Here is an 18,024-nt window from a genome sequence, read left to right as displayed (position 1 = left end):
TGCCTGTCATGCGATTGCCGGTTCGCGCCGCCCGTCCGGCGCCGTCCCCTGCCCGAGATCCTCCAGCAGGAGGAGCAGATCCTGGTCGTCCGCCGCCGCCTCGGGCATCGCCTGGGGTTCCCCCGGGAACGGCGCCAGGGACGCCGCTTCAGGCCCGGCCGGCGCCGGGTGATCCGGGCTCCGTGCCGCCGCCGGCTCCGGACGGCCCGCCGGAAGGCCGGCGATGTGGTCGCACAGCAGGCGGGGCGTGGCGAAGTTGAACAGGTCGGTGGCGCGGAGCTGGATGCCGAGGCCGTCGTTCAGCGCGTTGACCAGATCGACCGAGAGGATCGAGTCCACGCCCATCTCCAGGAAAGGAAGGTCCTCGTTGAAGTCGGTCTCCTGGAATTGCAGCACGGACCGGATGCAGGCCAGCGCCCGCCGCCTCAGGTCGGGATCGGCCGCCGCGGGGGCCGCAACGGGCGCCGCAACGGGCGCCGGCCCGAACGCCGGGGCAACCGCCACGGGGGCCGGGGCCGGGACCGGAGCCGCAACGACCGCTGCCGGGGCAACCGCCGCCGCCGTCGCGCTGGGCACCGTGACGAACCCGTCGCTTTCGGCCACCATCACCATGCCGTAGGGCTGGCCGTCCGCCGCGATGTCGGTGCCGAAGGGCCGGGTGACGCCGAACCCCTCCTCGTGCAGGATGCGCCGCCATTCCGCGAGGCCCAGCAGGGGCGACAGCTCCAGCCGCTCCTGCTCGTCCTCGTACAGCCACCAGCCGTCCAGCAGGCCGAAGGTCAGCAGCATGACGTCCTGGTTGCGGACCATCTCGTACAGCACCAGCCAGCCGCGGGTGGACAGCAGCGACTTGGCCTGCCGCAGCGTCCTGCGGATGTCGCGGGTCGCGTGCAGAACGTTGGCCGCCAGCACGATGTCGTAGCCGCCGACCGCCAGCCCCTGCCCGGCCACCGGCTTCTCGATGTCGAGCAGGCTATACTCCACGAACGGGTAGTCGGCGCCGAACTCCTTGCGCCCGAACAGCAGGAACGCCTTGGACAGGTCGGTGTAGGTGTAGACGACCCGGTCCGCCCAGGGCTTCAACCCGGCCAGCACGTGGGCGGAGGTGCTGCCGGTGCCGGCCCCCACCTCCAGGATGCGGATCTTCTCGCCGGGAGCGAGCCGCGGCAGAAGCGCCAGCACCTGCGACGCGACCACCTCGCGGGTGAGGCTGTTGAAGTAGTCGGACACCGCGTTGCCGCGGTAGACGCCCTGCATCAGCGACGGGCCGGAACTGGGGAACATGATCTCCGCGGCCTGGACCCGTCCGCACAGGATGTCCGCCAGGTTCCGCCCGCAGATCAAGGCCAGCCGCGCCTGCGATTCGTAGTCCGGGAAACGCTCGGCCAGCCGGTCGTCCGGCGTGTGCAACCGGGCCAGCGCCTCCACCGTCGCCGGCTCGCCCACGGTCGCGGCGGCGGTCGCCCGCCCGCCGGCGACCGTGACGAAGCCGCAGCGGCGCAGCATCCCGAGCAGCCCGTCCAGCAGGCGTCCGAACTTCGGCAGGACGCCCAGCCGGGCGCCCAGCCCGGCCAATTCATGGCTGTCGCCCGGCCGGGTGAACAAGCCCATCGTCCGGAAGGCGTCCAGGACCAGCAGGCGGGTCAGCTCCTCCAGCGCGTCGGACTGCCGCTGGGTGCGCCGGACGACCTCCGGAGCGACCCCGCCGCCGCCCGCCGCCGCCTCCGCGATGCAGGAGGGACGCGTCTCGGGCAGCGGAACCACCCGGCGCCCGGTGTCGATGCCCAGCGTGCGCATGCCGGCATCGTCGAGCTGCACGCACATCACCTGTTCCGCCCGGTGCGCGGCGATGCGCTCGATGGTGGCGACGCCGTCCTCCGGCGTCATGAAGGCGATGCCCTGGCGCGCCATGCGGCGCCGGCTGTCCTCCGCCACGTCGTTGACGTCCCAGAAGCCCCAGTTGACGATGCGCACCGGCACGCCTGCGCGCTGGCGCAGGGCGTGCGCGTAGGCGTCCTTGAAGGTGCAGCCCGCGGCGTAGTGGGCGCGCCCCTCCAGACCGGCGAAGGACTGCCCGGACGAGAAGATCATCAGCAGGCCCGGCGGGTCGTCGCGCAGCGCCTCCCACAGGGCGACCGCGACCGCGGCCTTGGAGTCCAGCACCGCGCGGAACGACCGCTCGTCCATGGCCGCCACAGGCTCGCGCGACACCACCAGCGCGGAGTGGACGGCGCCGTCGATGCGACCGAAGCGCTCCCTGGTGCGGGCGACCGAGCGGGCCATCGCCGCGGGATCGGTGGCGTCGGCGCGGATGTACAGCAGCTGCCCTCCGGCGGCCTCCATGTCGGCGAAGGCGCGGCGCCGGGCGTCGTCCGGCTCGCTCCGCCCGACGACCGCGACGCGGGCGCGGTAGCGGGTGCAGAGATGGCGCACGAAGGGCAACCCGATGCCGCCGGCCCCGCCGACCACCAGATAGACCCCGCCCTCCACGAAGCCCGAGGTCTCCGTCGCGTCCAGCCGCGCGGCGCGCAGCGTCCGGCGGTAGCGCCGGCCCGCCCGGAATGCGATGTCCTCGCCCAGCACGATGCGGGGCTCGGCCGGCAGGGGCGCCAGCCGGTCGGCCCAGGTCCCGTCAGCCCCGACGTCGATGCAGCTCACCGACAGGCCGGGATGCTCCTTGGCGAGGCACTTGGCGAAACCGTGCAACCCGGCGAAGTGAGGCACGATGCGGTCGTCGGGCAGAACCCGGTGCACGCCGTTGGTGGCGATCCGCAACTCGGCGAGCGCCGGGCCGCCGCCCGCCAGGGCACCCTTGGCGATCAACGCCTTGATCAGGTGGAACAGCGACGCCACGCCGGTCTCCGTCGCCCGTTCCAGGGCCGGCGGTTCGAGACCGGGCGTTCCCGACACCAGACCGGCGAGGAAGCAGACGCGCTGCGGCAGCGCCCCTTCGTCGGCGGCGATCCGCCCGATCACCTCGCTCCAGGCGGCGGCATCGGCGGCCCCCAGCCCATAGGTCCGGGCGTCGCGGCGCCCGGTCCGCCCGCCGGGGAACGCCGCCACCAGCACGTCGCGCGGGTACCAGGAGCGCACGATATCCACCAGTTCCGGCATGTTCGCCGGGCAGACCACCAGGGTCAGGCCAGGCCCGGCAGACGGTCCGGCGGACGGCGCGGCGGACGGCGCAAGGGCCGCGGCGGGATCGGGCACCCAGGCCGGCACATGGAAGAACCCGTCGAGATCCCGCGTCCGGTGGTCCACCGGTTCGGCGGCGGCCGGAAGGGCAGGCGCGGCGGACGACGGCGACGCGCGGTCCGCAGGGACCGGTGCCGCGACGGCATCGCCGACCCAGCAGCGCTGGCGGGCGAAGGGATAGGTCGGCAGCGGCACGCGGCGCCCGGTCCCCCAGGGCCAGCCGGCGCTCTCCGCCCCGGACACCCAGAGCCGCGCCGCCTCGGCCGGCGGGCTGTCCGCCGGAATCCGGCCCGTCCCCGGCGCCGCGCGGCCGCGGAAAACCGTCTCCGGACGGTGCTCCCCGCGCACCGCCGCGCGGAGCGCGTCGATCAGGGCTCCGGTGTCGCCCGCCAGCACCGCCAGCCGTTCCGCGAACAGGGCACGCCCGGTCGCGCAGGTGAAGGCGATGTCGCCGATGGCGGGAAGCGCGCCCTCGCGCCGCCGCCGTTCCAGGGCGTCGGCGAGTTGCTCCGCCGCGGCCTCCAGCTGCTCGGGGCTGCGGGCCGACAGCACCACCACCTGCGGCACAATCTGCGGCGCGGGGCCGGGGCCGGTCGAGCCGGCGGCCGGCCGGGGATCGACGAACTCCTCGATCACCGCATGGGCGTTGGTGCCGCTGAAGCCGAAGGAGCTGACCGCGGCCAGCCGCGGCCGGTCCGACGGGCTGTCCCAGGGGCGCAGCCGGGTGTTCACGAAGAAGGGGCTTCCAGCGAAATCGATGTGCCGGTTGCCGGTCCCGAAATGCAGGGAGGGCGGGATCTGACGGTGCTTCAGCGCCAGCAGCGTCTTGATCACCCCGACCACCCCGGCCGCCGCCGAACTGTGGCCGAGGTTGGTCTTCACCGACCCGATGGCACAGTAGCCGCGCCGCGCGGTGAAGGCGCGGAAGGCTTCGCCGAGCCCCGCGATCTCCACCGGATCGCCGAGCGGCGTCCCGGTGCCGTGGGTTTCGACGTAGGAGATCGCATCCGCATCGATCCCCTCGCGGCGGTACAGCTCCAGCATCAGCGCGGCCTGCGATTCGGCGCTGGGCGCGGTGATGCCGTTGGTCCGGCCGTCCTGGTTGACGGCGGTGCCGCGGATGACGCCGTGGATGTGGTCGCCGTCGGCCAGCGCGCGGTCCAGGCGCTTGAGCACCAGGACGCCCACCGCCTCGCCCGGCACGATGCCGTCGGCGTCGGCGTCGAAGCTGCGGCAGCGGCCCGTCGGCGACAGCATGCCGGCGTGGCTCATCATCAGGTAGGGGGCTTCGGTCAGGTAGAGCGTGATGCCGCCCGCCAGCATCAGGTCGGCATCGCCGTCCAGCAGGCTGCGGCAGGCCAGGTGAAGCGCCACCAGCGACGACGAGCAGGAGGTGTCGATGGCGAGCGCCGCCCCCTTCAGGTTCAGGAAATAGGCGATCCGGCTGGCGAGGATCGACCCGGCGTTGCCCAGCATGACGCGGGCGTCGAAGCGCTGGCCGGCCCGGCTGCGCAGGATGTCCTGGTAGCCGCTGGCGAGCGCCCCGACGGTCACGCCGCAGCGCTGCCCGTCCAGCGCCTTCCCGGCGTAGCCGGCGTCCTCCAGCGCGTTCCAGCAGCTTTCCAGGAACAGGCGGTGCTGCGGGTCCATGACCGCCGCCTCGACCGGCGCGATGCGGAAGAAGGCCGGATCGAACCGGTCGACGCCCCGCAGGAAGCCGCCCCATTTGCAATAGCTGCGGTCCGGCTGTCCGGGTTCGGGGTCGTAGAACCCGTCGAGGCTCCAGCGGTCCGGCGGGATCTCCGAAACCGCGTCGACCCCGTCGCGCAGGTTTTCCCAGAAGCTCTCGACGTCGTCGGCGCCCGGGAAGCGGCCGGCCATGCCGATCACCGCGATGGCGGACGAACGCTGGCCGTCCGTCGGGGCCGCGACCGCTGGAACCGGGGTTGCCGGAACCGGGGCCGCCAGAACCGGTGTCACCGGAGCAGCGGGAGCCGGCGCGGCGGGCGGCTCCGCCGCCACGGCAGGCCCGGGCACCGCCTCGGGGTGCTGGACGGCGATGAAACGGGCGAGGTCGCTGAGGCTGGAATGGTCGTAGAGCGACCGGACCCCCAGCTCCAGCCCGAACCGCCGGTTCACGGCGTCGAGGATGCGCAGGCCCTGCAGCGAGTCCACGCCGAAGTCGGCGAAGCGCGCGTCGGGGTCGATCTCGTCGGGCCGCATTTCCAGCAGGCCGCAGGCGATGCCGGTGAGGGCGGCCAGGACGGCCTGCGGCGACGCTTCGGGATCGACCGGGGGGGTGGCGGCGCCGGCAGAGGCCGCGGGGGCCGCGGGGGCCGGAACAGGCACGTCTTCGTAGGGCACGCTGCCTTCCATGGCGTTCAGGTTGTCCGTCGCGAGGTCCCCGGCCGCGCGTCCGGACGGTGCCCGGACGGCGGTCAGCAACAGGTATCGGAAGAGGCCGAGGCGCAGCGCCCGGCCGAAATTGTGCCAGCCGCGGTGGATCGCCTCCCCCTCGCGCAGGGCGGGGAAGGCGGCGTGCAGACGGGCGAGGTTGGCCTCGAAGTCGGGGTCGTCGAGGAAGTTGGCGATCTGCGCGCTGACGTCCACCGCCCGCGACAGCCGCAGCCCCTGCTCCGCCAGCAGCCCGGCGAACTGGCGCTGGGTGCTGGTGAACTGGCCGATGCCGGGCAGGTCGACCGGGGCCACCGTGTTGGCGACCACGTCGGCGACGACGAATTGGCCGCCGTCCGCCAGATGGCCCGCGACGTTGGCGAACACCGCCGCCTTGTCCCGGATGTGGGTCAGCACCTCGACCGCGATCACCAGATCATAGGTGCCGGGGAACGGGTCGCGGGTGCTGTCGGCGTGATGGATGCGGACGCGACCGTCCACTCCGTTCGCCTGCACCCGGCGCCGGCACAGCGCCACCTGCTCGGGCGTGATGTTGAACCCGTCCCCGGCGACGTGGGGATGGCGGCGCGCCAGACGGATCAGGTCGGAGCCGAGGCCGCAGCCGATGTCGAGGACACGCCGGACCGACGCGAAGGGAACGCCGTCGAACAGGACCGCGCGCATCTCCTCCTGGCGGCGCTGGGCCATCGCCTTGTACGCCGCGTTCCGTTCCGGCTCGGCGAAGGTCAGCAGCCAGGAGAAGCCCGGTTCCGGCCTCGGCAGCGGCACCATGGTCAGGAACTCGTCGGCCCCGCCGTCGCCGGGCGCGAAGGTATCGACCAGCCGCCCGTAATAGCCCGACACCACGCCGCCGGACTCCGCCGTTGCGGCCGTTGTTGCTGCCGCCGTTCCTGCCGCCGCGGCGGGCTTCGCTTCCGTCATCACGTTGCTCTCCACATTCCTCTCCGCGGCTCCCTCGGCGGCCCCCTCTCCATCGGTGATCCAGCAGCGCCGCGGCTCGAAGGGATAGGCCGGCAGGACGATCCGCCGTCCGGTTCCGCGCAGGGCCGGGGACTCCCAGTCGACGGCGCCCCCCGCCACCCAATGGGCGGCGACCGCCTGCGCGTCGGCGCCGTGCCCGCCGGCGACGGACCGCGCCCGCCCCCGGACCCAGCGGCCCGCGGGCTCCTCCCCGGCCAGCGCCGCGTCGAGGACCCGCAGCAGCGCCGGGACGTCCGGAACGACGCAGGCGAAGCGCCAGGAGAACGCCTCCCGCCCCACCCGCAGGGTGTGGGCGAGGTCGGACAGCGCCATGCCGTCCGGCGGCGCGGCGGCGACGGAGCGGAGCTGGGACAGCCGCCGGGCGAGCGCCGCCTCGGTCTTCGCCGAAACCACCACCAGTTCCGGACCCGCGTCACCACCGGACGCCCGCCGGTCGGCGGGATCGGCCTCCTCGACGATGACGTGGGCTTCCATGCCGCCGGAGCCGAAGCTGTTGATCCCGGCCCGCCGCCGCTCGCCATCGCGGACGGTCCAGGGCGTCAGGCGCCCGGGCAGGAAGAAGGGCGAGGCGGCAAGGTCGATGGACGGGTCGATGCGCTCCGCCGCCATCACCGGAACGAAGCGGCCATGCCGCATCTCCAGCAGCAGCTTGGTGAGCTGCACCATGCCGGAGGCGGCCTCGGCGTGCCCGGTGTTGGGTTTCACCGAACTGACCGCGTGACGGCCGGAGGACCCGGCGAACACCGTCCGGATGGCCTCCCATTCCGCCTGGTCCGGCAGCGACGCCCCGCCGGCCTGCACCTCGACGCAGCCGATGTCGGCGGCCTGGAGCCCGGCCTGGGCCAGCGCCCGGCCGATCAGCGCCGCGTGCGCCGCCGGGGACGGCAGCAGGGCGCCGCTGCCCTTCCCCTTGTGGGCGGCGGCCGATCCGACGATGACGCCGTGGATGATGTCGCCGTCGGCGCGGGCCGCCTCCAGCGGCTTGAGGACCACCGCCCCGACCGCCTCGCCCGGAACGAACCCGTCGCCCCCCTCCGCGTAGAGGCCGCGGCCGCCCTGCGTCGCCAGCAGCCGCCCGCGGCACAGGTTGCGGTACTTGGACGGGTGCAGGTAGAGGTTCACGCCGCCCACCACCGCGACCTCGCAGTCGCCGCTGCGCAGGCTCTGGCAGGCGGTGTGCAGCGCCACCAGGGACGAGGAGCAGGCGGTGTCCAGCGTGACGCTGGGGCCGGCGAAATCGAAGATCTGCGAGACGCGGTTCGCCAGACGGAAATGCGCGCCGTCGAGCGAGGGGTCGCTGCCACCCAGCAGCGGGTAGGTGTTGGTGGTCATCCCCATGAAGACGCCGACTGGACGGCCGCGCAGCCGGCCCGGACGGATGCCGCCGTTCTCGAAGGCCCGCCACACCGTCTCCAGCATCAGCCGCTCTTCCGGGCTGGTCCATTTCGCTTCCAGCGCGGTGATGCCGAAAAACACGGTGTCGAACCGGTCCACCCCGTCGAGGAACCCGCCGGTGGCGCAATACACGTCGTCGGGCACGGTCCAGCGGTCCGGAGGAACCGGACCGGTGACGGTGCGGCCCTCGGCCAGGACGTCCCACAGCTCGTCGGGGGTGGCCGCGCCGGGGAAACGCCCGTCCAGGCCGACGATGGCGATGGGACCGGTGGCGATGGGACCGGCCACGGCCGCCGGCCGCGCCTGGGCCTGGGCCGGGACCTGGGCCGGGACCGCGGCGGGTGGCCCGTCCGGCTCCACCCCCGCGCTCCCCAGCAGGGCCGCCGCGTGCCGCTCGCCCAGATGGCGGGCGACCTCGCGCAGGGTCGGGTGTTGCAGGAACAGCGTCTTGGACAGGGGACCCAGCCGGTCCTCCAGCTCCGCCGTGAGGTGGCTGATCACGATGGAATCGAAACCGTAATCGCCAAACGGGGTGTCGGGATCGAGGGCATCCGGTTCGACGCGCGCGACCCGGACCATCAGGTCCGACAGCAGCGCCAGGGCGGCGGCCTCGGCGTCGCCCCGAGGGACCGGTGCGGCGGCGGGCAGTGCGTCGGGCGCCGCGCCCTCCTCGAACAGGGCGCGGCAGCGGCCGGGATCACCACGCAGCACCACGACGCGGCTGCGCCCGGAGCGAAGCGCGCCCTCCAGCGCGGCCAGACCGTCCGCCGTCTCCAGCGGATCGAGCCCCAGACGGTTCAGGGCGCGCGTCTGCAGGGCCTCGTCGACCCGCATCCCACCCTCCCGCCAGAGCGGCCAGCCGATGGACAGGGAAAGCCCCCGCCGCCGCCCGCCGTGGCGCAGGGACTCCCGCACCTCCATGGCGTGGTCCATGAAGCCGTTGGCGAAGGCGTAGTCGGATTGCCCGGCGTTCCCGAAGACCGCGGCGACCGAGGAGAAGGTGACGAAGGCGTCCAGATCGTCGTCTCGCGTCGCGGCGTCGAGAAGGAGGGTGCCGTTGAGCTTCGGACCGAACACGGCGTCGATGTCCGCCGCCGTCTTGCCGAGCACCAGACCGTCGCGCGTCAGGCCGGCGCTGTGGATCACCGCGTTGAGACCGCCGAACCGCGCGCGGGCCTCGGCGACGACGCGGGCGACGTCGGCAGGGTCTCCCATGTCGCCGCGGACGTAGACCACCTCGGCTCCGGCCTCGCGCCAGCGCTGGAACGCGGCTTGCGCGTCGGCGTCCGGCTCCGAACGCCCGGTCAGCACCAGCCGCGCGGCAAGCCGGCGGGCCAGCATTCCGGCAACGATGCGCCCCAGCCCCCGCGCGCCGCCGGTCACCAGACAAACCGCACCACGGCGGATCGGAAGGGAGTCGCCGCCGGCCACCGCGAAGGGCCGGTAACCGGCCACGTGGCGCCTGCTGCCGTCGAGGCGCACCGTGCCTCCCCAGCCGCCGCTGCCGAATTCCCGCACCAGCGACTCCACCGGCGCCCCGGCATCGGCGCCCGCATCCGCGCCCAGGACCACCACCTTGCCGCGGAAGCGGGGTTCCTCCCGCTGGACGGTGCGCAGGAAGGCCGCCATGGCGGCATGGGCGGGACGGGACGCGGCCCCGGTCGCGGTCGCGGTCGCCTCGCGGTAGAGATAAATGAATTCGATGGCCCCGCCGGAAGGCGGCCGCAGCAACGCCTGAACCAGCGACAGCACCGCCCGGAAGCCGTGTCGGAGGTCACCTTCCAAATCCGCCGCCGTGTCCGGCGACGGGGCGTCGGGCACCGCGAACAGGATGCGCCTGGGCAACGCCCCGGCCGGATCCAGCGCCGCGGGGTGCTCGACCCGGGTCACCGCCTCCGGACCGCCCGGCCAGACGCGCGCGACGTCCGCGAAGGCGCCGGTTCCGTCGATCAGCAGCAGGCCGCCATCCGGGGTCGCCGCGTCGCCAGCCGGCTCCGCCCGCCACACCGGCTCGAACGTGACGGTCGCCGGGGTGGCCGCCGGGGTGGCCGCCGGGGCAGGCGCAGGGGCGGCGGCCGCCGTTCCGGCCGGACCCGCGGCATCGGCGTCGAGCGCCGGACCAATCCAGTAGCGCCGCCGCTGGAACGGCGTTCCCGGCAACGGCACGCGCCGCAACCCGGCCGTGTCGGCGGCGGGCAAGGCCCCGCCGGCCACCCAGGCGGCGGCCAGCTCGTCCGGCGACCGCCCCGTCGCGGGAGCGGCATCGCGGCCCCGCCGTCCGGCATGGACGCCCGGCACCGGCCCGGCGCCGTCGAGCCAGCCGCGCAGCCGTTCTGCGAGCGTTTCGAAACCGTCGGCGACAATGGCCAACCGCTCCGGCAGGCTGTCCCGCCCGACCCGGAGCGTATGAGCCACGTCGGCCAGCGTGCCCGGCGGCCGGTCCGTTACCGTGTCCAGCAACGCCCGGGCGGCGGCGCGCAGCCGGTCGGGGGAGCGCGCCGACAGCAGGATCAGCTCGCTTCCGCCGCCCTCGCCCGCCGCATTCCGCCGGGGCCGCGGATCGACATGCTCCTCCACCAGGACATGGGCGTTGCTGCCTCCGGCGCCGAAGGAGCTGAGCCCCGCCCGGCGCGGGCGCGGCCCGCCGGGTCCCTGCGGGGGCGCCCACGGGGCCAGCGACCGCTGCACCCGGAAACGCCCGTCCGTCCAGTCCACGTTGGGGTTGAGCCGCCCGGCGTGGAGCGACGGCACCAGCGTGCGGTGACGGAGCTGCAGGATCAGTTTCGTGAGCCCGGCGATCCCCGCCGCGGATTCCAGATGGCCGATGTTGCTCTTCAGCGACCCCACCGACCAGCCGGCGGGCGGCGCCTCCGCTCCGGCGAAGGCCATGCGCAGCCCGGCGATCTCGATGGGATCGCCGAGCGCGGTGCCGGTGCCGTGGGCCTCGACGACATCCAGCGTGTCGGGCGACCAGCCGGCCTCGTCGAGCGCCGCCCGGATCACCTCGGCCTGGGCGCGCGGGGTCGGCACGGTGTAGCCGGTGGTCCGGCCGCCGTGGTTGATGGTGCAGGCCTTGATCACGGCGTGCACGGTGTCGCCGTCGGCGACGGCGCGGGCGAGCGGCTTCAGCAGCACGGCCCCGATGCCCTCGCCCGGAACATAGCCGTCGCCGCCCTCGCCGAAACTGCGGCACCGCCCGTCGGACGAGGCGAACTGCCCCTGGCTCAGCAGCAGGAACTTGTGCGGGTGCGGGCTCAGGTTGACGCCGCCGACCAGGGCCATCTCGGTCTCGCCCCGGCGCAGCGCGCCGACCGCGAGGTGGAGCGCCGTCAGCGAGGAGGAGCACATGGTGTCCACCGCGAGGCTCGGACCGCGGACGTCGAGCAGGTAGGACACGCGGTTGGCGATGGAGGCGTAGGACGAGCCGGGCGTGCTGCCGTCCGGGCCAGGACGCCCGCCGGTCATCAACTGGTACTGCCCGTACATGACCCCGACATAGACGCCGATGCGGCGCCCCGCGAGGCTGCCGGGGGCGTAGCCGGCGTTCTCCACCGCGTGCCACGCGGTTTCCATGAACAGCCGCTCCTGCGGGTCGAGCACCTCGGCCTCGCGGGCGCCGATGTTGAAGAACTCCGCGTCGAACCGGTCGATCCCGTCGAGGAAGCCGCCCCAGCGGGCATAGCTTTTGCCCAGTTCGTGCCGGCCGGACGTGGACAAGGGCGCGTGGTTCCAGCGGTCGGCCGGGATCTCGACGATCGAATCCACGCCGTCGCGCAGGTTGGCCCAGAAGCGGTCGAGGTCGGGGGCCTGCGGGTAACGCCCGCTGATTCCGATGATGGCGATGTCGGTCGTTGCGGCGGCCCCGCCGACTCCGGTCCCGGCGGAAGTGGCGGCGGGGGCCGCAACCTCCGCCGGGACCGGATCGGGGAGCGGCGGAGCCGCCGCTTCGTCCAGCGCGCCGGCGCAATGCTCGGCCAGCCACGCCGAAATCTGCGCGACCGTCTGGTGCTCGAAGAACAGGGTCTTCGGCAGCGGACCGAGGCTCCGCTCCAGCGTGCGCGTCACGTTCATGATCATCACGGAATCGAGCCCCAGCCGATCCAGCGGCTCGTTCCGCTCGACGGGCAGGTCCAGTTCGGCGGACAGCCGCTCGGTCAGCAGCGCCTCGGCCAGCGCCGCGCGCCGCGCTGCGCCGGTGGGATCGGGTTGGACGAACCCGGAGCGGGCGAACTCGGAGCGGGCGGGGTCGCGGGCCATCGCGGCGGCCATCGCGGCGGCGGCGGCGGCGACGGGCCGCGGCGGCGGGACGGAGCCGGCCCCACCCGGTTCCTCCTCGCGCTGCCTCCAGGCGGCGCGGATGCGCCCGGCATCCCCGGCGGCGACGACCAGTTGCGGATGCCCGTCCGCCAGACCCCGGGCGAAGGCGGCCATGGCGGCCTCCCCGCCGATGGGCCGCAGGCCGATGGTCCGGGCCAGCCGGTCCCGCAGGGCCGCGCTGGGGGTCATGCCCCCCTCCTCCCACTCTGGCCAGCCGAAGGATACGCTGACTCCGGACCGCTCACCGCGGCGGCGGCTCAGGTCGCGCGCCGCGGCGAAATGGTCGAGAGCGCTGTTGGCGTAGGCGTAGTCGCTCTGCCCCGCGTTCCCGGCCACCACCACGAAGGAACCGAACAGGGCGAAGACATCGAGCGCGTCGCCGCGCGTCGCCGCGTCCAGATTGACGGCCCCCAGCAGTTTCGGGGCCAAGACCTCGTCTATGGCCGCGTCCGGCTTGCGCAGCAGCAGCCCATCGCGTGTGACGCCTGCGGCGTGCACCACCCCGTCGATGCGCCCGAACTCCCGGCGCGTCCGCGTGCACAGCGCCTCCGCCTGGGCCGGGTCCGCCACATCGGCCTGATGGTAGACCACCGTTCCGGAGCCCCCGGCCAGCCCGTCGATCACGGCCCGGCGCTCCGCGTCCAGCGGCGAGCGTCCCGCCACCACCACGGTCGCGGACCAGTCCCGCGCCAGATGCCCGACCAGAATGCGGCCGGCCCCGCCGAGGCCGCCGGTCACCACATACACGCCGCCGCGCTTGAGCGGCACGCCACCCGCGCCGGGTTCCCCTTCGGACCAGCCGCGCAGCCAGCGGCCGCCGTCCCGCCGCAGCACCAGATCGCTGCCGCCACCGGCGGCGGCGGCCTCGGCCAGGGCGATGCCGAGGAGATCCGGCGACGGGCCGGCCACCGCCACGGTGCGGACGCTGAAACGATCGTCCTCGGCGGCAAGGCATTTGCCGAAGGCCGCGAAGGCCGAGGGCAGCGGCGGCAGCCCATCCTCCGCCACCGTCGGGAAGGCGAAGACGAGGCGCACGGGTCCGGCGCCTCCCCCCTGCATCAGGTCCCGGCACAGCGCGGCCAGCGGCTTCAGCACGCCGTCGATGTGGCGGCGGCACGCGCGGTGATCGGGCAGACGCTCCGGCGCGTCGTCGAGGATCAGGATGGTCCGCGGGCCGGTCCCGCCTTCGCGCAGGCCGGCGAGGGCGGCGGCGACCGCCGCGGGATCGGACAGATCCACCGCCGCCGGCAGGAGCCGCCCCGCGGCGGCGGCCGAGGGGACGAGCACCAGCAGGCCGCCCGACGGTGCGCCGGCGGCGGGAGCCGGAGCGGCCGGACGCCAGACCGGCGTGAAGAACAGGGTCGAGTCCGGAGCGGCTACGGCCTCCGCATCGGCGGCCCCCGCACCGGCGGCGGCCCGCAATTCGAAACCGTCGATCGCAGCCACCGGGCGGCCATCGGCGTCGGCCAGCGTCAGGTCGAAGGACCACACCCCCGCTCCGCTCGCCGCCCGCCGCCGGACATGCACCAGCGCGCGGGCCGGCAGCGGACCGCTCCAGACGAGCGATCCGATCCCGGCGGGCACCGGAAGGCCACCCGCGTCGGCGGTGATCAGCGGAACGACGCACTGCAACGCCCCGTCCAGCAGAGCCGGATGCAACTCCACCCCTTCGCCGCCCGCCGGGAAGCCCGCTGGAACGTCCGCCGAAATGTCCGCCGCGGGCGCATCCTCGGCGAGGCGCAGGCGTGCCAGAAGCTCGCCCTCCCCCAGATGCACGGATTCGACCGTCCGGTAAGACGGGCCGCAGGTCAGCCCCTGTCGGTCGAGCCGGTCGTAGAAGTCCTCCGCCGTCAGCACGGTGGGACACGCCGCGGCGACGGCCGCCACCGCAAGCGGGGTGGAGCCGGGCGCTTCGGCGGCGTCCGGGAGTTCGGCCCGCCCGTGAACGCGCCGCCGCCCCGCCGCGTCGTGCGACGCCAGCTCGGCCAGGGTGGCGGTCCCGGCCCCTGTCCGGGTCAGGGACAGCGCGACCGCGCGTCCGGCGGTCTCCAGGACGAGCGGTTCCGGCCAGACCACCGACCGGATGTGCCGCGCGCGGCGTCCGGCCAGGGCGCAGGCGGCGCGGATCATCTCCAGGCAGGCCGCGCCGGGAAGCACGACGGTGCCGTGGATGCGATGGTCGCGCAGCAGCGAGGTGCCCGCGGCCAGCGTCGCGGCGAAGCTCAGCCCGCCGAAGCCCGACATGTTGCGATGAACCAGCGGATGCAGCGCCGCCAGCCCGGCTTCCGCCGGGCGAGGAAGGCGGATCCAATGGCGCTCCCCGGCGAATCTCTGCCCCGGCAGGGAGAGCGGGCGTCGCCCCCGGTTGGCCGGCAGCCGGCGCCAGTCCACCGCGGCACCGTCCGCCCATGCCCGCGCCAGCACCGCCAGATCGCCGGACGCCAGCGCCGTGTCGATGCGGGCCTGCAGGCGCCGGGCGTCCTCGCCGCGTTGCGGCTCGGCGGCGCCCGCGTCGCCGGTGACGAGATCCGCCACCGGGCGCCCGGCGGCGATCTCCTCCAGCTTGCGGCACAGGCCGTCCAGGCTGTCGGCAAGGACGACCAGCCGTGAATCCAGCGCGTTGCGGCCGCATTGCAGGGTGAACGCGACGTTGGCCAAATCGGGGACCGGCGTTTCGCGCAGGCGGGCGGCCAGGGCCGCCGCCATGGCCGGAATCCGGTCGGCGGAGGGGGCGGACAGGGGGATGAGATGCGGTCCGGCGGCTAGGGCGGGCGATGCCGCGGCCTCGGGCGGCTCCTCGACCACCAGATGGGCGTTGGCGCCCCCGGCCCCGAATGAGCTGATGCCGGCGCGGCGCGGCGCCGCGGCGCCGTCCCCCGCATCGGGCCGCCGCCAGGGTTCGAGCCGCGTCTGAAGGGCGAAGGGCGATCCGGCGAAATCGATCCTGGGATTGACCGGCTCGGCGTTCAGCGTGGGGACCAGCAGGCCGTGCCTCATCATCAGCACGACCTTGATCAGGCCGGCCACCCCCGCCGCCGATTCCAGATGGCCGATGTTCGACTTGAGCGAGCCCAGCGCACAGGGCGCGGAACGGTCCCCGCCGCGGGCGAAGGCGCGCGTCAGCGCGGCAACCTCGATCGGGTCGCCCAGCACCGTTCCGGTGCCGTGGGCCTCCAGATAGCCGACCGTCGCCGGATCGACGCCGGCATGCTCCAGCGCGTCGGCCACCAGCCGGGCCTGGGCGTTGGGGCTGGGCACCGTGAAGCCGCTGGTCCGCCCCCCCGCGTTGACCGCAGACCCGAGGATCACGGCGTCGATCCGGTCGCCGTCGGCCAGCGCGCGGGACAGCGGCTTCAGCAGCACCGCCCCGACCCCCTCGCCGTCCACGAACCCGTCCGCGGCGGCGCCGAAGCTGTGGCAGCGGTCGCCGCGCGACAGCATGTTCATCGCCGACATTCGGATGTAGTGCAGCGGGTGCAGGATCAGGTTCACCCCGCCCGCCACGGCGACCGCGCATTCGCCGCGGCGCAGGCTTTCGCAGGCGAGGTGGACCGCGGTCAGCGACGAGGAGCAGGCGGTGTCCACCGCCATGCTCGGCCCCTGGAGATCGAGGGTGTAGGAGACGCGGTTGGCCACCGACCAGTGGGCCGACAGCGCGTCGGCGGCTCCTCCTGCCGCAGCCGGGCGGTGGACGAAGGCTTCCGCGCCGAGGAGGCCGTAATGCGTGTTCATGACGCCGACGAACACGCCGGCGCGGCGCTCCACCGCGTCGAGGGCGACGGATGTGCAGCCGGCGTCCTCCAGAAGCGACCAGACGGTTTCCAGGAACAGCCGCTCCTGCGGGTCCATCCGCGCCGCCTCGCGCGGGGAAATCCCGAAGAAGCGGGCGTCGAACCGGTCGGCATCGTCGAGGAACCCGCCCCACCGCGTGTAGGATTTTCCGGGCTCCGTCGCGTCGGGGTCGAAATGATCCGGCCAGCGCCAGCGCTCGGGCGGAACCTCGCGGGTGCTGCTGCGGCCCTGCGCCAGGTTGGTCCACAGCGCGTCCGGAGTGGCGGCGCCGGGAAAGCGTCCGGCCATGCCGATGACGGCGATGGCTTCGTCGCGGGCCGCCGCGGCCGGCGGGGAGGCGGCCGGGGAGGCGGGCGGCTCCGCCGCCGCGGGCTGGGGGGCGGGGACGGACAGGGACGGCGCCAGCAGGGCGGCGAAGCGCGCCGGGTGGTCGTGCAGAAGGCGCGCGGCGAGCGCGGCAACGGTGTTCGTTTCGAACAGGAGGCTGGACGGAAGACGGCCGAAATCCTGCTCCAGACGCTTGCCGACGTCCATCACCACCAGGGAATCCACCCCGTAGCGGTCGAAGGTCTGGTCGTCGCGGATGCGTCCGGGGGCGATCTTCAGAACCGCCGCCAGATGCGCGCGGACATGGTCGCGCGCCGCGTCCTCCAGGCCGCCGGGGGCGGAGACTGGGGCGGCGGAAGCGGGGTCCGCCCTCCTCTCCTCCGGGCGCGCCGCAGCCAGGGCGCCGGCCTCGTTCCCGGTCTCCCCGCTGCTCGGCGCCAGCACCACGCCGTCGCTCCAGCCGGCCAGCACCCGGCTTCCGGGATCGGTTGCGGCGTCTCCCGCGATGGCGGCGTCCGGCGCTCCGAGCACCGTGACTTCCGCGAACCCGGCGTGGTCGAGCTGGGACCTCCAGGCCCCCTCCGGCAGCAGCGGCGAGCCGGGAAGGCGGCAGCCGGCGTCCTCGAACAGCCACCAGCCCGTCGTCTGGCCGAAGGTGACCGTCGCGAAGTCGCGGCGCTCGACCGCCTCGTTCAGCACCAGCAGGCCGTTGCGGCGCAGCAGCCGCTTCAGCCGGCGCAGGGTGGCGGAGATGCGGCGGGTGGCGTGGACGACGTTGGTTCCCACGATCAGGTCGAAGGAATCCGCGTCGAACCCCTGCGCCTCGGGCTCCTGCTCCAGGTCGAAGGTGCGGAACTCCAGCGCCTCCCCGTAGCCGGCGAAACGCGCGCGGGCGTGGTTGAGGAAGGCCGGAGAAATGTCGGTGTAGCAGTAGCTGATCCGGTCGGTCAGGCCCGACAGGGCGGCCAGAACCGCCGCCGATGTGCCGCCCGTGCCCGCCCCGACCTCCAGAATCCGCAGCCGCCCGGCGAAGCCCGCGTCCAGATGCGCGCGGACGAAGGCGGCGATCACCGCGGCGGTGACGCCGTTCATGTGATCGGCGACGGCGTTCCCCTGATAGATCCCGGCCACCGCATCGATGGAACCGTCGGGGAACAGCACTCCCATGGGATCGGCGCGTCCGGCCAGCACCGCGGTCAGGATGCGGGCGCAGTCCCGCAGCAGCGACAGATGGACGGCGACCTCGGGATGGCGGATGGCGGCGGCGTCGCGCCGCGCGTCGAGACCGGCCAGCCGGTCCGCCAGCCCCGGCTCGTCCAGGCCGGGCGCGCCGGCATAGACGGCCTCCGCCCCCTCCCCGGCGACCGTCACGAATCCGGCACGCCGCAGCGCGTCGAGGAGCGCGTCGAACAGCCGCTCGAACCGCGGCACCACGCCCAGCCGTTCCGCCAGCGACGCGCGCGTCGCGGCGTCGCCCGGCCGCCGGAACAGGCCGGCGTCGCGCATCGCGCGCAGCAGCGTCCAGCCGGTCAGCTCCTCCACCGCCCGGATCGCCGTGGAGCAGGCGGCGGCGGCGGCGGGACATGGGCACCGGCGTCACCG

At 74.3% G+C, this 18,024-nt stretch carries 1 protein-coding gene; it reads right to left on the bottom strand.

From position 1 onward, the window contains the following. Positions 1 to 6: 6 nt before the first annotated feature. The gene (locus ABAZ39_RS35860; RefSeq protein ID WP_040137376.1) at positions 7 to 17,964 is read right to left on the bottom strand and encodes an SDR family NAD(P)-dependent oxidoreductase; all 17,958 of its coding nucleotides are present in this window, start codon (positions 17,962 to 17,964) and stop codon (positions 7 to 9) included. Positions 17,965 to 18,024: the final 60 nt, after the last annotated feature.

It is taken from the genome of Azospirillum argentinense (genome assembly GCF_000632475.1).
Lineage (GTDB): Bacteria > Pseudomonadota > Alphaproteobacteria > Azospirillales > Azospirillaceae > Azospirillum > Azospirillum baldaniorum.
The sequence above is the reverse complement of the archived record's forward strand: the minus strand, read 5'-3'. Positions and strand labels throughout refer to the sequence as shown.